This window comes from Radiobacillus kanasensis, assembly GCF_021049245.1.
Taxonomy (GTDB): Bacteria; Bacillota; Bacilli; order Bacillales; family Amphibacillaceae; genus Radiobacillus; species Radiobacillus kanasensis.
Map to the genome: position 1 here is coordinate 1,839,948 of NZ_CP088020.1, position 16,115 is coordinate 1,856,062.

Annotated in this window: 16 protein-coding genes; 13 read left to right on the forward strand and 3 right to left on the reverse strand. The window is 39.3% G+C overall.

Annotation, left to right across the window (positions count from 1 at the left end; all coding sequences use genetic code 11):
* Positions 1-186: 186 nt before the first annotated feature.
* Positions 187-3,795, forward strand: a complete 3,609-nt coding sequence (locus KO561_RS09560; RefSeq protein WP_231096873.1) for a dynamin family protein — start codon at positions 187-189, stop codon at positions 3,793-3,795.
* Between the two features lie 121 nt (positions 3,796-3,916).
* Here the strand turns inward: KO561_RS09560 and hisJ are convergent, their stop codons facing one another.
* Positions 3,917-4,711 carry a histidinol-phosphatase HisJ gene (hisJ, locus tag KO561_RS09565; RefSeq protein WP_231096874.1) on the reverse strand — a complete coding sequence of 265 codons (795 nt, stop codon included), beginning with the start codon at positions 4,709-4,711 and terminating at the stop codon, positions 3,917-3,919.
* A 196-nt stretch (positions 4,712-4,907) separates the two neighbouring features.
* Here hisJ and KO561_RS09570 point away from each other — a divergent pair, with 196 nt between their 5' ends.
* The 8 genes from KO561_RS09570 to hisIE are packed head-to-tail and all read left to right on the forward strand — an operon-like array spanning position 4,908 to position 11,238.
* Entirely contained in the window at positions 4,908-6,032 is a 1,125-nt protein-coding gene (locus KO561_RS09570; protein WP_231096875.1) for an ATP phosphoribosyltransferase regulatory subunit, read from the forward strand.
* On the forward strand, positions 6,029-6,649 hold the full coding sequence (gene hisG, locus KO561_RS09575; RefSeq protein ID WP_231096876.1) for an ATP phosphoribosyltransferase: 621 nt from the start codon (positions 6,029-6,031) through the stop codon (positions 6,647-6,649). The genes KO561_RS09570 and hisG overlap by 4 nt, the downstream gene beginning before the upstream one ends.
* Positions 6,646-7,938, forward strand: coding sequence for a histidinol dehydrogenase (gene hisD, locus KO561_RS09580; RefSeq protein WP_231096877.1), 1,293 nt, complete (start codon positions 6,646-6,648; stop codon positions 7,936-7,938). Before hisG ends, hisD begins: the two co-directional genes overlap by 4 nt.
* A 5-nt stretch (positions 7,939-7,943) precedes the next feature.
* Positions 7,944-8,531 carry an imidazoleglycerol-phosphate dehydratase HisB gene (hisB, locus tag KO561_RS09585; protein ID WP_231096878.1) on the forward strand — a complete coding sequence of 196 codons (588 nt, stop codon included), beginning with the start codon at positions 7,944-7,946 and terminating at the stop codon, positions 8,529-8,531.
* Positions 8,528-9,145 (forward strand): imidazole glycerol phosphate synthase subunit HisH, encoded by a 618-nt coding sequence (hisH, locus tag KO561_RS09590; protein ID WP_231096879.1) that lies wholly within the window; start codon positions 8,528-8,530, stop codon positions 9,143-9,145. The genes hisB and hisH overlap by 4 nt, the downstream gene beginning before the upstream one ends.
* A complete protein-coding gene (hisA, locus tag KO561_RS09595) occupies positions 9,123-9,824 on the forward strand; it encodes a 1-(5-phosphoribosyl)-5-[(5-phosphoribosylamino)methylideneamino]imidazole-4-carboxamide isomerase (protein WP_231096880.1) in 702 nt (233 codons plus the stop codon). Before hisH ends, hisA begins: the two co-directional genes overlap by 23 nt.
* A complete protein-coding gene (gene hisF, locus KO561_RS09600; protein WP_231096881.1) occupies positions 9,825-10,589 on the forward strand; it encodes an imidazole glycerol phosphate synthase subunit HisF in 765 nt (254 codons plus the stop codon).
* Positions 10,573-11,238 carry a bifunctional phosphoribosyl-AMP cyclohydrolase/phosphoribosyl-ATP diphosphatase HisIE gene (gene hisIE / locus KO561_RS09605; RefSeq protein WP_231096882.1) on the forward strand — a complete coding sequence of 222 codons (666 nt, stop codon included), beginning with the start codon at positions 10,573-10,575 and terminating at the stop codon, positions 11,236-11,238. The genes hisF and hisIE overlap by 17 nt, the downstream gene beginning before the upstream one ends.
* 86 nt (positions 11,239-11,324) lie before the next feature.
* Here hisIE and msrA read toward each other — a convergent pair whose 3' ends face one another.
* Positions 11,325-11,849 (reverse strand): peptide-methionine (S)-S-oxide reductase MsrA, encoded by a 525-nt coding sequence (msrA, locus tag KO561_RS09610; RefSeq protein ID WP_231096883.1) that lies wholly within the window; start codon positions 11,847-11,849, stop codon positions 11,325-11,327.
* Between the two features lie 152 nt (positions 11,850-12,001).
* Between msrA and KO561_RS09615 the strand changes: the two genes are divergently transcribed.
* From KO561_RS09615 to KO561_RS09630, 4 genes are all read left to right on the forward strand, one after another.
* Positions 12,002-13,417: a PAS domain S-box protein gene (locus tag KO561_RS09615; RefSeq protein ID WP_231096884.1), complete on the forward strand. Its 1,416-nt coding sequence runs from the start codon at positions 12,002-12,004 to the stop codon at positions 13,415-13,417.
* A 72-nt stretch (positions 13,418-13,489) separates the two neighbouring features.
* The gene (locus KO561_RS09620) at positions 13,490-14,380 is read left to right on the forward strand and encodes a 5'-3' exonuclease (protein ID WP_231096885.1); all 891 of its coding nucleotides are present in this window, start codon (positions 13,490-13,492) and stop codon (positions 14,378-14,380) included.
* A 55-nt stretch (positions 14,381-14,435) separates the two neighbouring features.
* Positions 14,436-14,573 carry a small, acid-soluble spore protein L gene (sspL, locus tag KO561_RS09625; RefSeq protein WP_231096886.1) on the forward strand — a complete coding sequence of 46 codons (138 nt, stop codon included), beginning with the start codon at positions 14,436-14,438 and terminating at the stop codon, positions 14,571-14,573.
* Positions 14,574-14,628: 55 nt separating this feature from the next.
* Positions 14,629-14,994: a CHY zinc finger protein gene (locus KO561_RS09630; RefSeq protein ID WP_231096887.1), complete on the forward strand. Its 366-nt coding sequence runs from the start codon at positions 14,629-14,631 to the stop codon at positions 14,992-14,994.
* Here the strand turns inward: KO561_RS09630 and KO561_RS09635 are convergent.
* On the reverse strand, positions 14,957-15,859 hold the full coding sequence (locus KO561_RS09635; protein WP_231096888.1) for a glutamate biosynthesis transcriptional regulator GltC: 903 nt from the start codon (positions 15,857-15,859) through the stop codon (positions 14,957-14,959). The genes KO561_RS09630 and KO561_RS09635 overlap by 38 nt on opposite strands.
* Between the last annotated feature and the right edge of the window lie 256 nt (positions 15,860-16,115).

The following is a 16,115-nucleotide window of genomic DNA, read 5'->3' on the forward strand; positions in this document are numbered from 1 at the left end:
CCCGTTCTCAAATGGAGAGTGGGTTTTTTATTTATACTATTAAATAGGGAGACAGTTTCGGACTGGATATTGGTAACCATTTTTTCGCGGAATTTTTATTTCAAACATAAAATACGAAGGTAGTCAGATTAGAGCTACAAACGTATAATAGGGTTTAGCAGAAAAAATAAAGGGGTCACGACATACATGAATAGGGTTGGGACAGAGTCGATAACGGAGAATCAGCTAGCTAAGTTATATGAACATTTTTACAACAATCAAGATCACACTCGCGCAGAAAGAGTACTTGATTTATTGGAAAAACGTAAGAAAAACGAATGCGTAATTAGCTTTGCAGGACATTTTTCTGCAGGTAAGTCTACGATGATTAATCGATTAATGGGAGAGGAGCTTTTACCACAAAGTCCTATTCCCACTAGTGCTAATATTGTGAAAATCAGTGCTGGCGAGCCATACGCCAATGTTTATTTTTACAAGGAAGATCCCATCCATTTCGAGGAGCCTTATGATATAGAGACAATCAAGGGTTACTCAAAGGATGGAGACTTAATTAAAGAAATTGAAATTAGTAAACGGACGAAGCAACTATCACCTCAGGTCGTGTTATACGATACACCAGGTATTGATTCCTCTCGTGATGCCGATCGAATTATTACCGAGGGGTCTATTCACTTAGTGGATGTTCTTTTTTATGTCATGGACTATAATCACGTGCAATCAGAAGTAAACTTAGAATTCCTAAAACAAATGCAAGAAAGAGAAAAAAAGCTTTATATTGTCGTGAATCAAATTGATAAACATAAAGAAAACGAGTTATCGTTCGAAACGTTTACGAAGAGTATTGAACAAACATTTAACCAATGGGGCATTGAGGTCGAGTCTATCTTTTATACCTCTTTACGCGATGAAAAGCACCCTCGTAATCAATTCGGGCAACTAAGGTCAACCATTCAGGCTATTATGAGTCAAAAAGAAGAATTGATTAAAGACACTATACGTCAATCGAGTAAAGATCTAGTAGAACAACATATTCAATGGATGTTTGAGCAAAAGGAAGATGAATTAGAGGAATTAGAAAAAAAGGCTAGATCTTGTCCGGTTAGTGAGGATATGAAGGAGTTACAAGATGAGTTAGATACACTTCGCGAGCAAGCAAAAGAAGCGGATAAGGATCTAACGGATCAGATCGATCAAACGTTAAAAAATGCTTATATGATGCCTTTTGACCTAAGGGAAAAAGCTGATCAGTTTTTAGAATCCCAACAAAAATCCTTTAAGATCGGGATCTTAGGTGCCAAGAAAAAAACGGAGGAAGCACGCCAGCAAAGACTGCAAAACTTTTATGATGCTCTTCTAAAACAGGTTGAAGCGAATGTGCAGTGGAAGCTGCGAGATAAGTTGCTAGATGCTGTGAAAGCGTATCACCTAGACCACTCAGGGTTAGAAGAGCGAATACAATCACTAAAAGTTTCTATTTCCGAAAGTGCCTTGTTAGACCTTATTAAGCCTGGAGCTCGTTTATCTGGAGAATATTTATTGGTTTATACCGAGGATGTTAGCCAATTCATCAAATCTAAGTATAGGCAAGAGGCTATCCGAATTCGCGATGAATTTGTTTCGGAATTAACGGGACAAAATGAAGAGAAAATTGAAAGACTTCAAACTACATTAACTCAATCGAAGCAACATGAGGGACAATTGGAAAAGCTTCAAAGCATTCGAGATGACATTCACCAGTCGGAAGAAAGACTAAGATATATGTTAGTAGATGAGGGTGAACATGGGGATGCTATTCAGCTGGCAAGAAAAAAACTTAAAGAGCGAAAGCCGAATTACCGTTCACCAAAGGATGTTGTACTCGATCAAAAAGAACCAATGGAAACTTTCGAAAAGGAAATTCCAATTCTTGAAAAAGAGCGTTCCTCTTTTACGGTAGACATGATTCAAGAGCGGCTACAACAAGCAAGCAATTTGTTAGGAGGTGTTTCCGGCTTTCAGACGATCACTGCAGACTTAAAGAGCAAGCGTGATCGATTATGTCATCAACGTTTCACGGTTGCGTTATTTGGAGCCTTTAGTGCAGGGAAATCCTCGTTTGCCAACGCGGTATTGGGGGAGCAGGTATTGCCAGTCTCTCCAAATCCAACGACGGCAGCTATAAATAAAATTAGTCCACCAGACTCTAATCATCCGCACGGGTCCATAACCGTTCAACTAAAAACAGAACAAGATCTTTTGTTGGACTTAGAACAAATGCTGCAAACAGACCACCCGATTTTTTCTTCTTTAGAAGAATATGTGCGTAATGGCGTGGTAGGAATCGAACCACATGTCAATCAAACATTAACAGAGAGACAGCGTCATTTTTTGCAGGCTATTTGTCAAGGATTTGAACGGAATCGAGATTTCTTAGGAAAGCAAATCACGATAGAGATGGATGAGTTTTCGAGCTATGTTTCCGAAGAATCAATCGCCTGTTACGTGGCTTGGATGGAGCTCTTTTATGATTGTGAGTTAACGAGAAAAGGGATCACGTTAGTAGACACACCAGGTGCTGACTCTGTCAACGCTCGTCATACAGACGTCTCGTTTGAATATATCAAGAATGCGGATGCAATCATTTTCGTTACGTACTACAACCATCCTTTTTCTCGGGCAGATAAGGACTTCCTGATCCAGCTTGGCAGAGTGAAGGATGCCTTCAGTTTGGATAAGATGTTCTTTATCATTAATGCCTCCGACTTGGCGCAAAATCAAGAGGAACTGGATCTAGTTACAACATACATGGATGAACAATTGCGACAGTTTGGAATAACTGCGCCTAAATTGTTCCCGTTATCTAGTTATGATGCGATACAAGCCAAGCTGAATAAGAAAGAAGAACCATCAGGCTTTTCCGTATTTGAAGAATCCTTTTATTCCTTTATCGAGGAAGACCTTGTGGAAATGCTCATTCACTCGTCCTTGTTTGACCTTAAAAGAGTACAAACGACTTTATCGGCCTATTTAGAAGATGCTTCGCTTAGCAATGAGGAAAAGCAATCGAAGCTTAGACGTTATGAAGAAGAAAAGGATACAATTCTAGACCGAATTGTGGTACTGGACTCTAATCCATATAGAAAACAAATTCAACAAAAGCTAGAAAAGCAATTGTATTATGTCAGCCAACGTATCTTTATAGAATTTAATCAAAAGTTTAAAGAGGAGTTCAATCCATCGATCATTAAAGGTTCTGCTAAAGAAGCAAGAATTGGCTTAGAAACGAGTCTGGTTGCTTTTTTGAATCGAATAAAATACGAGCTTGAACAAGAAATTCGTGCTGTTTCTTTACGGATGGAGCGATTTGGCAACGATAAATTAAAAGAGGTTTATGAACAACTTGAGCTTCAAAGTGTGAAAGTAAATGACCATGTTAGTTTTGCCAGCTTTGAGGATCGAACGTGGGAAGCACCAACGTTCCCAACGCCTTTTCAGGGGATGGATAAACGGATGTTCCACAGCTCGCTTCAATTGTTTAAAAACGCCAAGGCATTCTTCGAAAAGAATGAAAAAGAAGAAATGAAAGAATCGTTAGAAGAGCAGCTACAACCTTTTGTGAAGGAGTTTTTAGGAGAGGTTGAGTCCACGTTTTGGAAGCATTATGAAGAGGAGTGGATGAATGCAGAAACCTTTATGAAAGAGAAAGCAAAAGCATCTGTAAAGGAGTTTTATGATGGGTATCAAACAGCTCTCTCGCAAGAGGTCGATGTTGAAGAGCTGAAATCGAAGCTTGAACAAATGAATACAATAATGTAAAAGGGAGGCTTCGACAGCTTCCCACTCTTAAAAGAAAAATCCGAACTGATTCGAATTCTAATGAAAGGTTTTGAATCAATTCGGATTTTTAACATGATTAAAACAATTTTGTCCCAGCTTCTTACCATGAGATTCGATCGAAACCACGACCAATATGGCAAGCGGTGTGACTATCCGATCCTGTAATAAGTGGAATTCCTAATTGTTTAGCCTTGTTAATCAAAGGCTGTGGTGGATAAGCATTTTCATTCCATTCTTTATAAAATCCCGCCGAGTTTACGTCTAACTCAAGTTGATCCTTGTGTAGGAGTGATAGAATCTCATCCTGTTCTGTGGTGAAATCCATCGTTGCAGGATATTTTTTTCGGAACTTCTCCACTAACGTGATATGCCCAATTCTACGTGGTTTATACGAGCCTAAGTTGGCTAAAATCGATCGTTTTACGGTTTGATAGTAGAGCCGATGTAGCGAATCTACTCCATTAGTAAGAGATAGGATTCGTCCAAACTCCTCGTCACTGTAATCGATACACACATATTGTTCACCGATTCGTAGCATATGGACAGATAAAATCGAGTCTTCTATTCTTGTACCAAAATAGTCTAATATCCTCGTTGTTTCCTTCTCATACCCCTCAATAAAATCTACCTCAAACCCAACTTTTATTTGAAGGTCATGTTTATATTTTTCTTTTAGTAAGAGGCCATCATTTATATAGTCCTCAACGTCCGCCCAGCTCATTGCGCTATCTTTATTTGGCACAGGATCAATAAAGGATTCCGGAAAGGGAGCATGCTCCGTAAAGGTTAGATAATCCATTCCTTTTTCGATAGCTTTTCGTACATACTCTTCCATAGAATCATTGGATCCATGTGGGCAATACGGGCTGTGTACGTGAAAATCCCCTTTTTTCATAATTTCTAACTCCTATTCTTGTATAATTAGAACATATTCCTGTCCCTAGATACTCGTATTATACGATGTCTTGTCTAATGTGGCTATTAAAGAAGAATAGGTTGACGAAATAAGTATCATATGTTAAATTCAAACAAATGATTTACCACTTTACCACAGTAGAGTGGTAAAGAAAACCGGTTTAGGATGTGACTTTATGTTTTTACCAGCAGGTAGTCAAGATGAAATGGGATCTATCATAAATAATCGAGCGAAAGCTTTTGAAGCCTTTCGAATTATTACTTCACGACGGAACTTCAAACAAATTTCTACTCCTGTCGTAGAATTTGCACATACGTTTACGAACCCTTATGTTGGAATGAATCTTCAGTCTATGCTGAAGTGGTTTAATAAAGATGGAGAAATTGAAGTACTACGTCCAGACTGGACTACCGCTATCGCGCGTGCCCTTGTTCATCAAGCAAAATCGCAAAAGAAATGGTCATATCAGGGTTCCGTATTCCGCAGTGATAAAGCTGGGACGGAAAGCAGACAGGCGGGTATTGAAATTCTTCATACAGAGTCTTTTCTGGGAGAAGGGGAATCCTTATTGACGGCGATGTCCTATCTAGACGAGCTTAGTATAACAGAGTACCTAATAGAATTAGGTCATACAGGTATTTTTGAAGAATTAACACTACCTCTAAAGTTAACGGTGGAAGCAGAGAAGAAACTAAGACAAGCGATGCATGACAAGCGAAAAGATGAAGTGCACGTACTTGCTACAAAATCTGGATCGGAAGATATTGCCGAGGAGCTTGTCGATCTAATTGATGCCTATGGTTCGGCAGATTTAATTGAAAAATATGAGGAAAAGTGGAGCAATCGTGAACGTCTTCTATCTATATTGAACCACTTGAAGTCATTAGTAAGTTTGATGAAAGCGTCAGGTATGCAGGATGTGACCGTTGATCTCGGAAGAGTGAAAAATTTACCATACTATGATGGAACGATGTTTAGAGGCTACATGAAGGATACTGGAGAAATTTGTTTCTCGGGTGGACGTTATGACAAACTTTATGAACAATTTCAAGAAACAGTATCCGCAGTCGGTCTCGCTTTCGATGTAGATGTTCTAGCAGAAAATATTTCTCTAGAGCGGGAGAGACAACGAATTGCTATTCTTGCATCAAAAGCGTCCCACGTTTTTGCAGAATCGGTCCGGGCTTCCTATCCTAATGATGTTGTAGATATTGTTTACGAGCTTCCACAAGATCATAAATTCGAAATCGTACTACAAATTGAAGAAGAGAATTCAACATTCAAGGTGGTCAAACAATGAAACCAACAATCGCACTCACTAAGGGAAGATTAGAAAAACAATTTTTAGAGTTTTTTCAGTCCATTGGCTATAATATAGAACCTTTGGTGAAAAAGGGAAGAAAACTACGAGTGGATACAGATCAATGTCAGTTTGTATTTGCAAAGGGAGTCGATGTTACGACATACGTTGAACATGGGATTGCTGATCTAGGAATCGTTGGGGAGGACGTATTAACGGAGTTCCAACCGGACGTTTATAATTTATTTCCTCTACCATTTGGAAAGTGCCGCATGGCGCTCGCGATCGAAGAAGGAAAACAACTTCCAAACCGAAAACGAAAGATTGCAAGCAAATATCCAACGATCACGAAGGAGTATTTTAAGCAAAAAGGGGAATCTGTGGATATCGTTAAGCTAGAAGGTTCTGTAGAGCTTGCTCCTATTCTAGGATTAGCGGATGGGATCGTGGATATTGTAGAAACAGGCACGACATTGAAAGAGAATGGGTTAATTGTGAAAGAAGAAATTCAATCATACAGTGCAAGATGTATTGCTAATCGTTCTTCGTTAAAAATAAAACGAGATGCGTTGAACCCAATTATTCAGTCTTTTCAGAAGGGAGCTGTCTTGAAATGATTCCTGTTTTATCACCTGAGGAATTTCGTAAGTCTTTTTTTTCGAAGCAGAAAAATAGAGAAGATAATCAGACCATTTTAGAGGACGTTCAACGGATTATTACAGACGTTCAACAAAATGGGGATAAAGCAATTGAACGGTATGCGGAAATGTTTGATGGGGGAATCCCTTTTAGTTGGCTTGTAAGTGATAAAGAAAAAGAAAATGCTTGGAAAGAAGTATCAGAAGACACCATTGCTTCTTTAAAAAGAGCAGCTGAAAATATTCAAATTTTTCACCAGAAGCAGCTTCCGACCTCCCGATTCATGAATGTAGAAGCGGATATTACCTCAGGACAATTGTATCGCGCTATTGAGAACGTAGGTATCTATGTCCCAGGAGGAACAGCTAGTTATCCTTCCACAGTTTTCATGAACGCCATTCCTGCGATTATTGCAGGTGTTGAACGAGTCGTAATGGTAAGTCCAGCGAGAAACGGGGAGTCTATTTCTCCCGTTTTGCTAGTGGCTGCCGAAATCGCAGGAGTTCAAGAGATTTATAAGCTTGGAGGAGCGCAAGCGATTGCGGCGTTGGCGTATGGAACGGAATCTATTCCAAGTGTGGATAAGATTGTCGGTCCAGGTAATGCTTATGTAGCAGCAGCAAAGTCGCTTGTTTTTGGAGATGTCGGAATTGATATGATTGCAGGGCCATCAGAAGTGGCCATAATTGCCGATGAAACAGCGAATCCAGTATTTATAGCTGCCGATTTAATTGCGCAGGCTGAACACGATGCGTTCGCAAGATCTTTTTTATTCTCGACGTCGGACAGAATCATGGAAGAAACAAAAATGGAGCTAGAAAAGCAGTGCGCCGTTTTACCTAGAAAAGACATTGCCGAACAAGCTTTACAAAACAGAAGTGCGATCGTCAAAGTTGCTGATACAGATGAGGCATTTCAGCTAGCTAATCAATTGGCACCAGAGCATTTAGAAATCCAGCTTAGCCAGCCAATGAACTATCTTGGCAAAGTACGAAATGCCGGTTCCGTATTCTTAGGGAACTATTCTCCGGAACCGTTAGGAGACTATTATGCGGGTCCTAATCACGTATTACCGACGTCCGGGACGGCCAAGTTCTCTTCTGGACTTTCTGTAGATGACTTTTTAAAGAAAACAACCTTTTTATATTATTCAGAAGCTGCCTTAAACGATGCCGCAACTGATATTATGACGCTCGCGAAGGTAGAGCAGCTTGAAGGGCATGCAAGGGCGATACAAGTTAGAGTAGACAATAAGAATAGGGGGTAAGTCTGATGAGAACAGCTACTAAGTCAAGAAAGACAAACGAGACGTCTATAGAGATTTCTATTAACTTAGACGATCCTAAAGAAGTATCCATCGAAACAGGGGTTGGTTTTTTCAATCACATGCTAGAATTATTCGCCAGGCACGGGCGCATCGGCTTAACGGTTAAGGCGGAGGGTGACTTACATATTGATAGTCACCATACGGTGGAAGACGTTGGGATTGTACTTGGGCAATTGCTTCGTGAAGCACTAGGGGATAAAAAACAAATCAATCGATACGGCGATGCATATGTCCCAATGGATGAATCACTAGGATTTGTTGCGTTAGATATTAGCGGAAGACCGTTCTTAGTGTTTGATGCATCGTTTACGACACCATCTTTAGGAAACTTTGATACAGAGCTTGTTCGAGAATTCTTACAAGCCTTTGCATTTCAATCTGGAATCACGTTACATGCAAAAGTGTTGTACGGAGAAAATACCCATCATAAGATCGAGTCTATTTTTAAAGCGTTAGGAAGAGCACTATCTAAAGCGATCTCCATTAATCCGGACATTAAAGGGGTAAACTCTACAAAGGGGCTAATAGAATGATAGCGATTGTTGATTATGGAATGGGAAATGTAGCGAGTGTATCGATGGCGTTTAAACGTCTCGGATACGAGGTTATCTTAACGGACGATCAAGAGCAATTACGTGCAGCCTCCCATATTGTGTTACCTGGTGTTGGTTCCTTTCAAGCTGCGATGGAAGAAATCGAAGATAGAGGACTACTAGATTTCCTTAGAGAAATGGCAAGAGAAAAGCCGTTTTTAGGAATTTGTCTCGGCATGCAGCTTTTATTTTCCGATGGCTATGAAGGTGGAAAAACAGAAGGATTAAATCTTATCCCTGGATCAGTAAAAAAAATAGAAACCGAATATTTATTGCCACACATTGGTTGGAACGGTTTGCAAATAAAACCCGGATATGACGCTTTCCTCCCGTATGAAGAAAAACATGTGTATTTTGTTCACTCCTTCCAAGCTAAAACAGAGGAAAAATATGTGGTGGCGAGCTCGGATTATGGCACAGAAGTTCCAGCGATTGTCAAAAAAGACAACGTGTATGGCATACAGTTTCACCCCGAAAAGAGTGGAGAAGTTGGCGTGAACCTATTAAAAACGTTTCTGCAGGAGGTTGCTTATGTTAGTCATTCCAGCCATTGATCTGATTGATGGGAAATGTGTTCGCCTTTATCAGGGCGATTTTAGTAAAACAATGGCCGTTGGTGGGGATCCAGTAGACCAGTTACATCAGTTTGTAAAAAGTGGAGCCAAGATGGTTCATATCGTTGATTTGGACGGGGCGCGTAACGGGGCAGCCAGACAGTATGAGTTGATCCGTTTGCTATGCAACCAATCTACCGTACCTATTCAAGTTGGAGGCGGTATTCGTACGATGGAAACCGTTGAAAAATTATTGGAAGCTGGTGCAACAAGATTGGTACTAGGAACATCAGCTTTAGAAGATGAGGTTTTCTTAGATGCCGCTCTACAAAAGTATTCCTCTCATATCGTAGTGGGAATTGATGCAAAGGATGAAATGGTTGCAACACGAGGGTGGGAAACGATCACAGAAACGCATTACATCGATTTTGCGAAGAAAATGGAAGAGAAAGGCGTAGAAACAATTGTATTTACCGACATATCAAGAGACGGAACATTAACGGGTCCTAATTTACAACAATTAGAAGCAATTAAAAATGCAGTCCATGTCAAAATTGTCGCCTCAGGTGGAGTAAAGGATAATCAAGATTTAGAAGATTTAAAAGCGATTGGCATCGAGGAAGCAATCGTAGGAAAAGCCATCTATGATGGGAAAGTAACCGTAATGGGGGATATCTAAATGATAGTGAAGCGGATTATTCCATGTCTGGATGTAAAAGAAGGAAAGGTCGTGAAGGGGACAAACTTCGTTTCTTTAAGGGAATTAGGAGACCCTGTTCAAATGGCATCTTTTTATTCGCAGCAAGGAGCTGATGAAATTATATTTTTAGATATTTCGGCTACGAATGAAGGAAGACAAACGATGATTGATATCGTTAAAGAAACGGCCAATCAAGTGTTTGTACCATTTACCGTTGGTGGGGGAGTTCGAACAGTTGAGGATATGACGACGCTTTTAAAAGCTGGTGCAGACAAAGTTGGGATTAATTCTGCCGCTGTTGCGAACCCTGATGTCATCACAGAAGGAGCGAACCGATTTGGTTCCCAATGTATCGTAGTAGCCATCGACGCTAAGTGGTTTGAGGATGGGTGGCATGTGATGACACATGGTGGAAAAGTAGATTCAGGTTTAGATGCCTTGGAATGGGCAAAAACAGTGGAACAAAAAGGTGCAGGAGAAATTCTACTTACAAGTGTAGATACGGATGGGGTAAAGGATGGCTTCGACATTAGATTAACGAATGCGGTTGTTGATGCAGTAAGAATTCCCGTTATTGCTTCTGGTGGCTGTGGTAGTCCTGAGCATTTCCCGGAAGTATTTAATAAAACAGATGTTTCTGCCGCATTAGCTGCTTCGATTTTTCATGAGAACACCTTTTCCATCGAAGAAGTGAAGCAAACCTGTATGAGAGAAGGAGTGTCTGTTCGTGAATCTGGATTTTAGCAAAGGTTTAATACCCGCTGTCGTTGTAGATAATGAAACGGATCAAGTACTAATGGTTGCCTACATGAATGAAGAAGCCTATCAAAAAACCTTAGAGACAAAAGAAACGTGGTTTTATTCCCGATCCCGTGATGAACTATGGCATAAAGGGGCGACGTCTGGACATACACAAAAAGTAGAATCCATACAGGTGGACTGTGATGAAGATACCGTACTCATCCGCGTTACACCTAATGGTCCAGCATGTCATACGGGTGAGAAGACTTGTTTTTATCGTGAAGTGAATCTAAACACGGGAGAGCTAGGCAAAGCAGCTACACTATTAGATACCATCTATCAACAGCTGTTTGAAGAAATTGAGGATCGAAAAGTAAACAAGGTCGAAAACTCTTATACGAACTATTTATTCGAAAAAGGAATAGATAAAATAGGGAAAAAAGTGATTGAAGAAGCGGGTGAAGTTGTCATCGCCGCTAAAAATGCTGACATAGAAGAAATCGTGAAAGAAGTAGCGGACTTGATATACCATAGTTTTGTTTTAATGGCCGATCAAGAGGTATCTTTAGCAGAGGTAGAAAAAGAACTAGCAAATCGCACGAAGAAAAAAGGAAATAGTAAAGGGGATCGTGCGGAAATTGAAAGTTGGTAAGTATATAAATTACCATAATTTTATTATGTAAACTTAATAACAAAAACAGTACTCCTAATCTAATAGGTTAGGAGTACTCATATCGATTACCAATGCATGTGGATGAAATCATCTCTGCCAGATTTGGCTCGATCTTCTTTGTATTCTTTCTCATTTTTTTTATAAAAATCTTGGTGATAGTCTTCTGCAGGATAGAACGTTGAAGCAGGTAATATAGTTGTTACAATAGGTTGTTTGAATCTACCACTATTATGGAGTGCAAGTTTGGATTGCTCTGCGAGTTCTTTTTGCGTATCATTGTGCACAAATATGGCCGTTCTATATTGTGGTCCACGGTCATGAAACTGTCCACCTTCATCTGTTGGGTCTATTTGTGGCCAATAAAGGTCCAGGATTGTTTCATAGTTAATTTTATTTGGGTCAAAAACAATTTGCACCGCTTCGTAGTGTCCTGTCGTTCCCGTTTTTACTTGTTCATAAGTTGGATTTTCAACATGGCCACCTGTATATCCAGAAGTGACACTCTCCACACCATCCCATTGATCAAACGGTTTGACCATACACCAAAAACATCCACCAGCAAAAGTTGCCTTCTCAAGTTGATTGTTCATGTCTTTCACACTCCTATTGATCTTAATTCGATATATTATCACTTTTTTATAGAAGATAACAGAATTAAGTTCTAAAACTACTTTGAAAATTATATAATTATTTACAATTAACTACATTTTATGTTTAATTTAAAGGTGAAGGGGGCGATCATTTGAACGATACATATAAGTTAGATTTCTCACAAATGGTAGAAAATCTATTAAGTGGCGTCATGATTTTAGATAAAAGAGAGATTGTGTATGCCAATACTTATTGCTATAAACTTCTAGAATATAATGAAGATGATCCCATTAAACTAGATGAAATATTACATCCAGACTATTATCAAATCTGCAAAGAACGGTTAAATCGAGTGTATAACAATCAGGAAACAGTAGAATTAATGGAGCAAAGGTTCATAAAAAAATGTGGTTCCATTATAAGTGTAGAACTATTTGCAACCCCCTATATCGTTGATGACAGAATATTAGCGCAAGTCCACTTCAGAGATATTTCAGAGAGCAAACAATACAAAGAGGAGCTCGAGCATAGTAAACATAAATATCGAATGATAAGTGAAAATATATCTGACATCGTCTCCGAAGTATCCCTGGACGGAACTATTCTATACATATCTCCATCTATTAAAGAACTCATTGGATATGATGCAAAACATATAATCAACGAGCCATTACTAAATTTTATCCATGAAGATGACCACTCTACGGTATTACTGTTAAAGGAACAGTTACTTAAAGGGGAAAAGCAAGTGACCATCCGCTATCGGGTGCGTAAGATTTACGGGGAATATGTCTGGGTGGAATCGCGTGGTAAACTCATGCACCATCCCAAAAAAGTCACTGTAATTATCGATACAAGAAATATTACCCAACGATTGAAAACGGAGAAATTACTTCGTCAATCGGAAAAATTAGCAGTTATCGGTGAACTAAGTGCGGGAGTTGTCCATGAAATCAAAAATCCACTAACTTCTATTAAGGGTTTTCTGCAACTGATGGAAGCTGGCACCATTAAAACAGAAGATTATATAAGTATTCTAAACATTGAAATTGAGCGTATCGAACAAATTGCGAGTGACCTATTAGGATTCGCAAAGCCGAGTGAAGAATTAAAACCAGAGTATTTAGATGTGGTTTTAGATGAAGTGATTTTTCTTTTGAATGCACAAGCAAATAAGAAAAATATTTTGATTGAATGGGAAAAGCCAAGTAAAGAAATAACGGTACTTGGTGAAAAGAACCAGCTTAAACAAGTCTTCATAAACTTAGTGAAAAATGCAGTAGAGGCTTCAGATTTTAATACGAAGATTAGTGTTGCTATGGAGCAGCGAGAAAAAGAAGTTATTGTAAGAATTACCGACCAAGGTCACGGAATACCGGAAGAAACTTTGTCGAAAATCGGCGAATCCTTTTTTACTACAAAGGAAAAAGGGACAGGTCTTGGGTTAATGGTAACCCATAAAATAATCGAAAATCACAAAGGAACCATTGACATCGAAAGTGAAGTAGGCAAAGGAAGTACGTTCACCGTGACCTTACCTGTGTTTTTAGTAAATGTTTCAGCTTGATACGAACCTTTTCTTTCTATTATACTAGTAAGGTTCGAGATACTAGATATCCGAAGAGAGAAGGGTTAATACATGAAACGATCTAATATACTTCTAGTAGACGGCATGGCATTGTTGTTTCGAGGCTTCTATGCGACAGCCTATTCTGGCAATTATATGGTAACAAGCAAAGGCGTCCCGACAAATGCAATTTTTGGATTTTTAAAGTACTTTTTAAACGCAGTCGAGACCTTTCAACCAACCCATGTTATTTGCTGTTGGGATATGGGGAGTAAAACATTCCGAACAGAATTGTATGACGGGTATAAAGCAAATCGAGGGGAGCCGCCTGTAGAACTCATCCCACAATTTGATTTAGTAAAAGAAGTGGTAGAGGCATTTGACGTTCCAAATGTTGGGATCGTAGGTTATGAAGCAGATGATTGTATTGGTACGTTAGCCAAGCAGTATCGCCAAGATCATGATGTTGTAATCGTCACAGGAGATCAAGATATTTTGCAACTCGTTGATCATCATATATCTGTTGCTATTATGCGAAAAGGGCAAGGAAATTATGAAGTGTTCGAACAAGATTCTTTTGTCGAACAAAAAGAGCTAACCCCCAGCCAAATTATTGATTTAAAAGGGTTAATGGGGGATACTTCGGATAATTACCCTGGTGTAAAGGGCATTGGAGAAAAGACCGCGATTAAGCTACTAAAGCAATACGAATCAATCGATGGTATTTTGCTTCATTTGGATGAGCTTACTAAAGGGATTAAGACAAAAATTGCTTCCGATTTGGACATGTTACATTTGTCTAGACAGTTAGCAGAAATTCATTGTGAGGTACCGGTCACTTGTTCCTTAGAGGCTGCACTTTGGAAAACGGATACGAATTTGGTAGAAGAAAAGCTTCTTGAACTTGAGATGAAAAATATGATGCGATTCGTTGAACGCGCGACAGCATTTGTGACTCCGTAGAGGTTGTTTGGATAGGGTCCTGAATTTGTGAAACACTAAGCTCGGAGGTGTTTTCATGACGAGAAAGAATCATAATCAACACAAACAACCAGGCAATGGTGTTAATCCACAAGGGTTAACAGAAGATGAGGCGAATCAACGACCTAAGTCTCAATTAGAGGACCGAGCTAAAAAAAGAAATACGAAAACTTAAGGTTATGGATTTTTTCCATAACCTTTTCCTTCGTATAGACTAGGGAAGAGATAGGATGAAAACGATACATAATGTCAAAATATTTGGTCCGGTTTTGGACGAGCAAACGAGATGTACACATTACCACAGTCCAACAGATATCATTGCCATCTTGTTTCCATGCTGCCAGCGATTTTATCCGTGCTACAAATGTCATGAAGAGGAAACGAACCATGCACCTGTAAAATGGAAGGAATCCCAGTTTAATACGGAAGCGATTCTTTGTGGACAATGCGGTGCAAAGCTCACGATACATGAATATATGAAAAATGGAGCTTGCTTGACGTGTAAAGCATCGTTTAACCCAGGTTGTAAGCATCACTATCCGATTTACTTTGAACAGCCTACTGAAAGCGCTGAAGAAAAGAGAAGAACTCTTTGACAAATTGGTAAAATACTTTCTCAGAAGGTGCTAAGTTACGATGCTTCGGTGTGATAATACCGACAGACCTTTTCAGCTCCGGTGTGTTGATTTTTATTTTTTTGGTAAATCGCGGTGTAGATTCATAAAATGTACTCTCCGGTAAAATGGTCACACCAATCCCAGCGGAAACTAATCCTTTAATGGCGTCTAAATCTTCTCCTTCTGAAGTAATATTTGCAGAAAAGCCAGCCTGCCTACAGCCTTCCACCACAATTTTATGCAATACATACCCTTCCGGAAAAACAACAAAATCCTCGTTCCGTAGATCATTTAAATGAATGCTCGGTTTATCAGATAATGGGTGTTTAGCCGGAACTAATGCATACAGATTCTCGGTAAATAAAATATGTCCAGAAATGTCGGGATCATCTGTAGGAACAGGTCCTAAGAAGGCAACATCAATTTCCCGATTTTTAACGGCATCAATTAAAAAGGCATAGGATCCTTGGCGTAGCTGGAAAGCAATATTCGGATATTTTTGTTTGAATTCCGATATAACCGTTGGTAATAAATGTCCAGCAAGGCTGGTTGGAAAGCCAATTTTAATCGATCCTCGCTCTGGATCTAAGTATTCATCAATCTGCTTTTTGGCATGATCGATTGCTTTCATTGCCGTTTTTGTATGTGTTAAAAATACTCTCCCTATGTGTGTAAGCTTCACATTCCGTCCTTCCCTTTCGAATAGGGATACCCCTAGCTCGGCTTCCAGATTAGCAATTTGTCTACTAATCGCAGATTGGGCAACATGTAAATTTTCCGCAGCTTCTGATACGTGCTCTCTTTCGGCAACTTCCATAAAATAACGTAATTGTCTAAGCTCCATTTTTGCAATTCCTCCCCAACTAATCTCAAAGCGAGATAGTTCTAATCTATATTATATATTGTTTAGATTAATAAGAAAACCTACAATAGAACTAAGACACCTTAAAATGTGTGTTCAAAAAGGAGGACAAAAAGCGCAAAGAAATTCAAGGCGGCGTAGTTTCGAGTACCAGAATGTATGCTTTTCATACATGAGGAACGGAGAAGCAAGCCAACGCAGAAGTTCAATGCGATTTTTCCCGGACTTTTTGAACAAC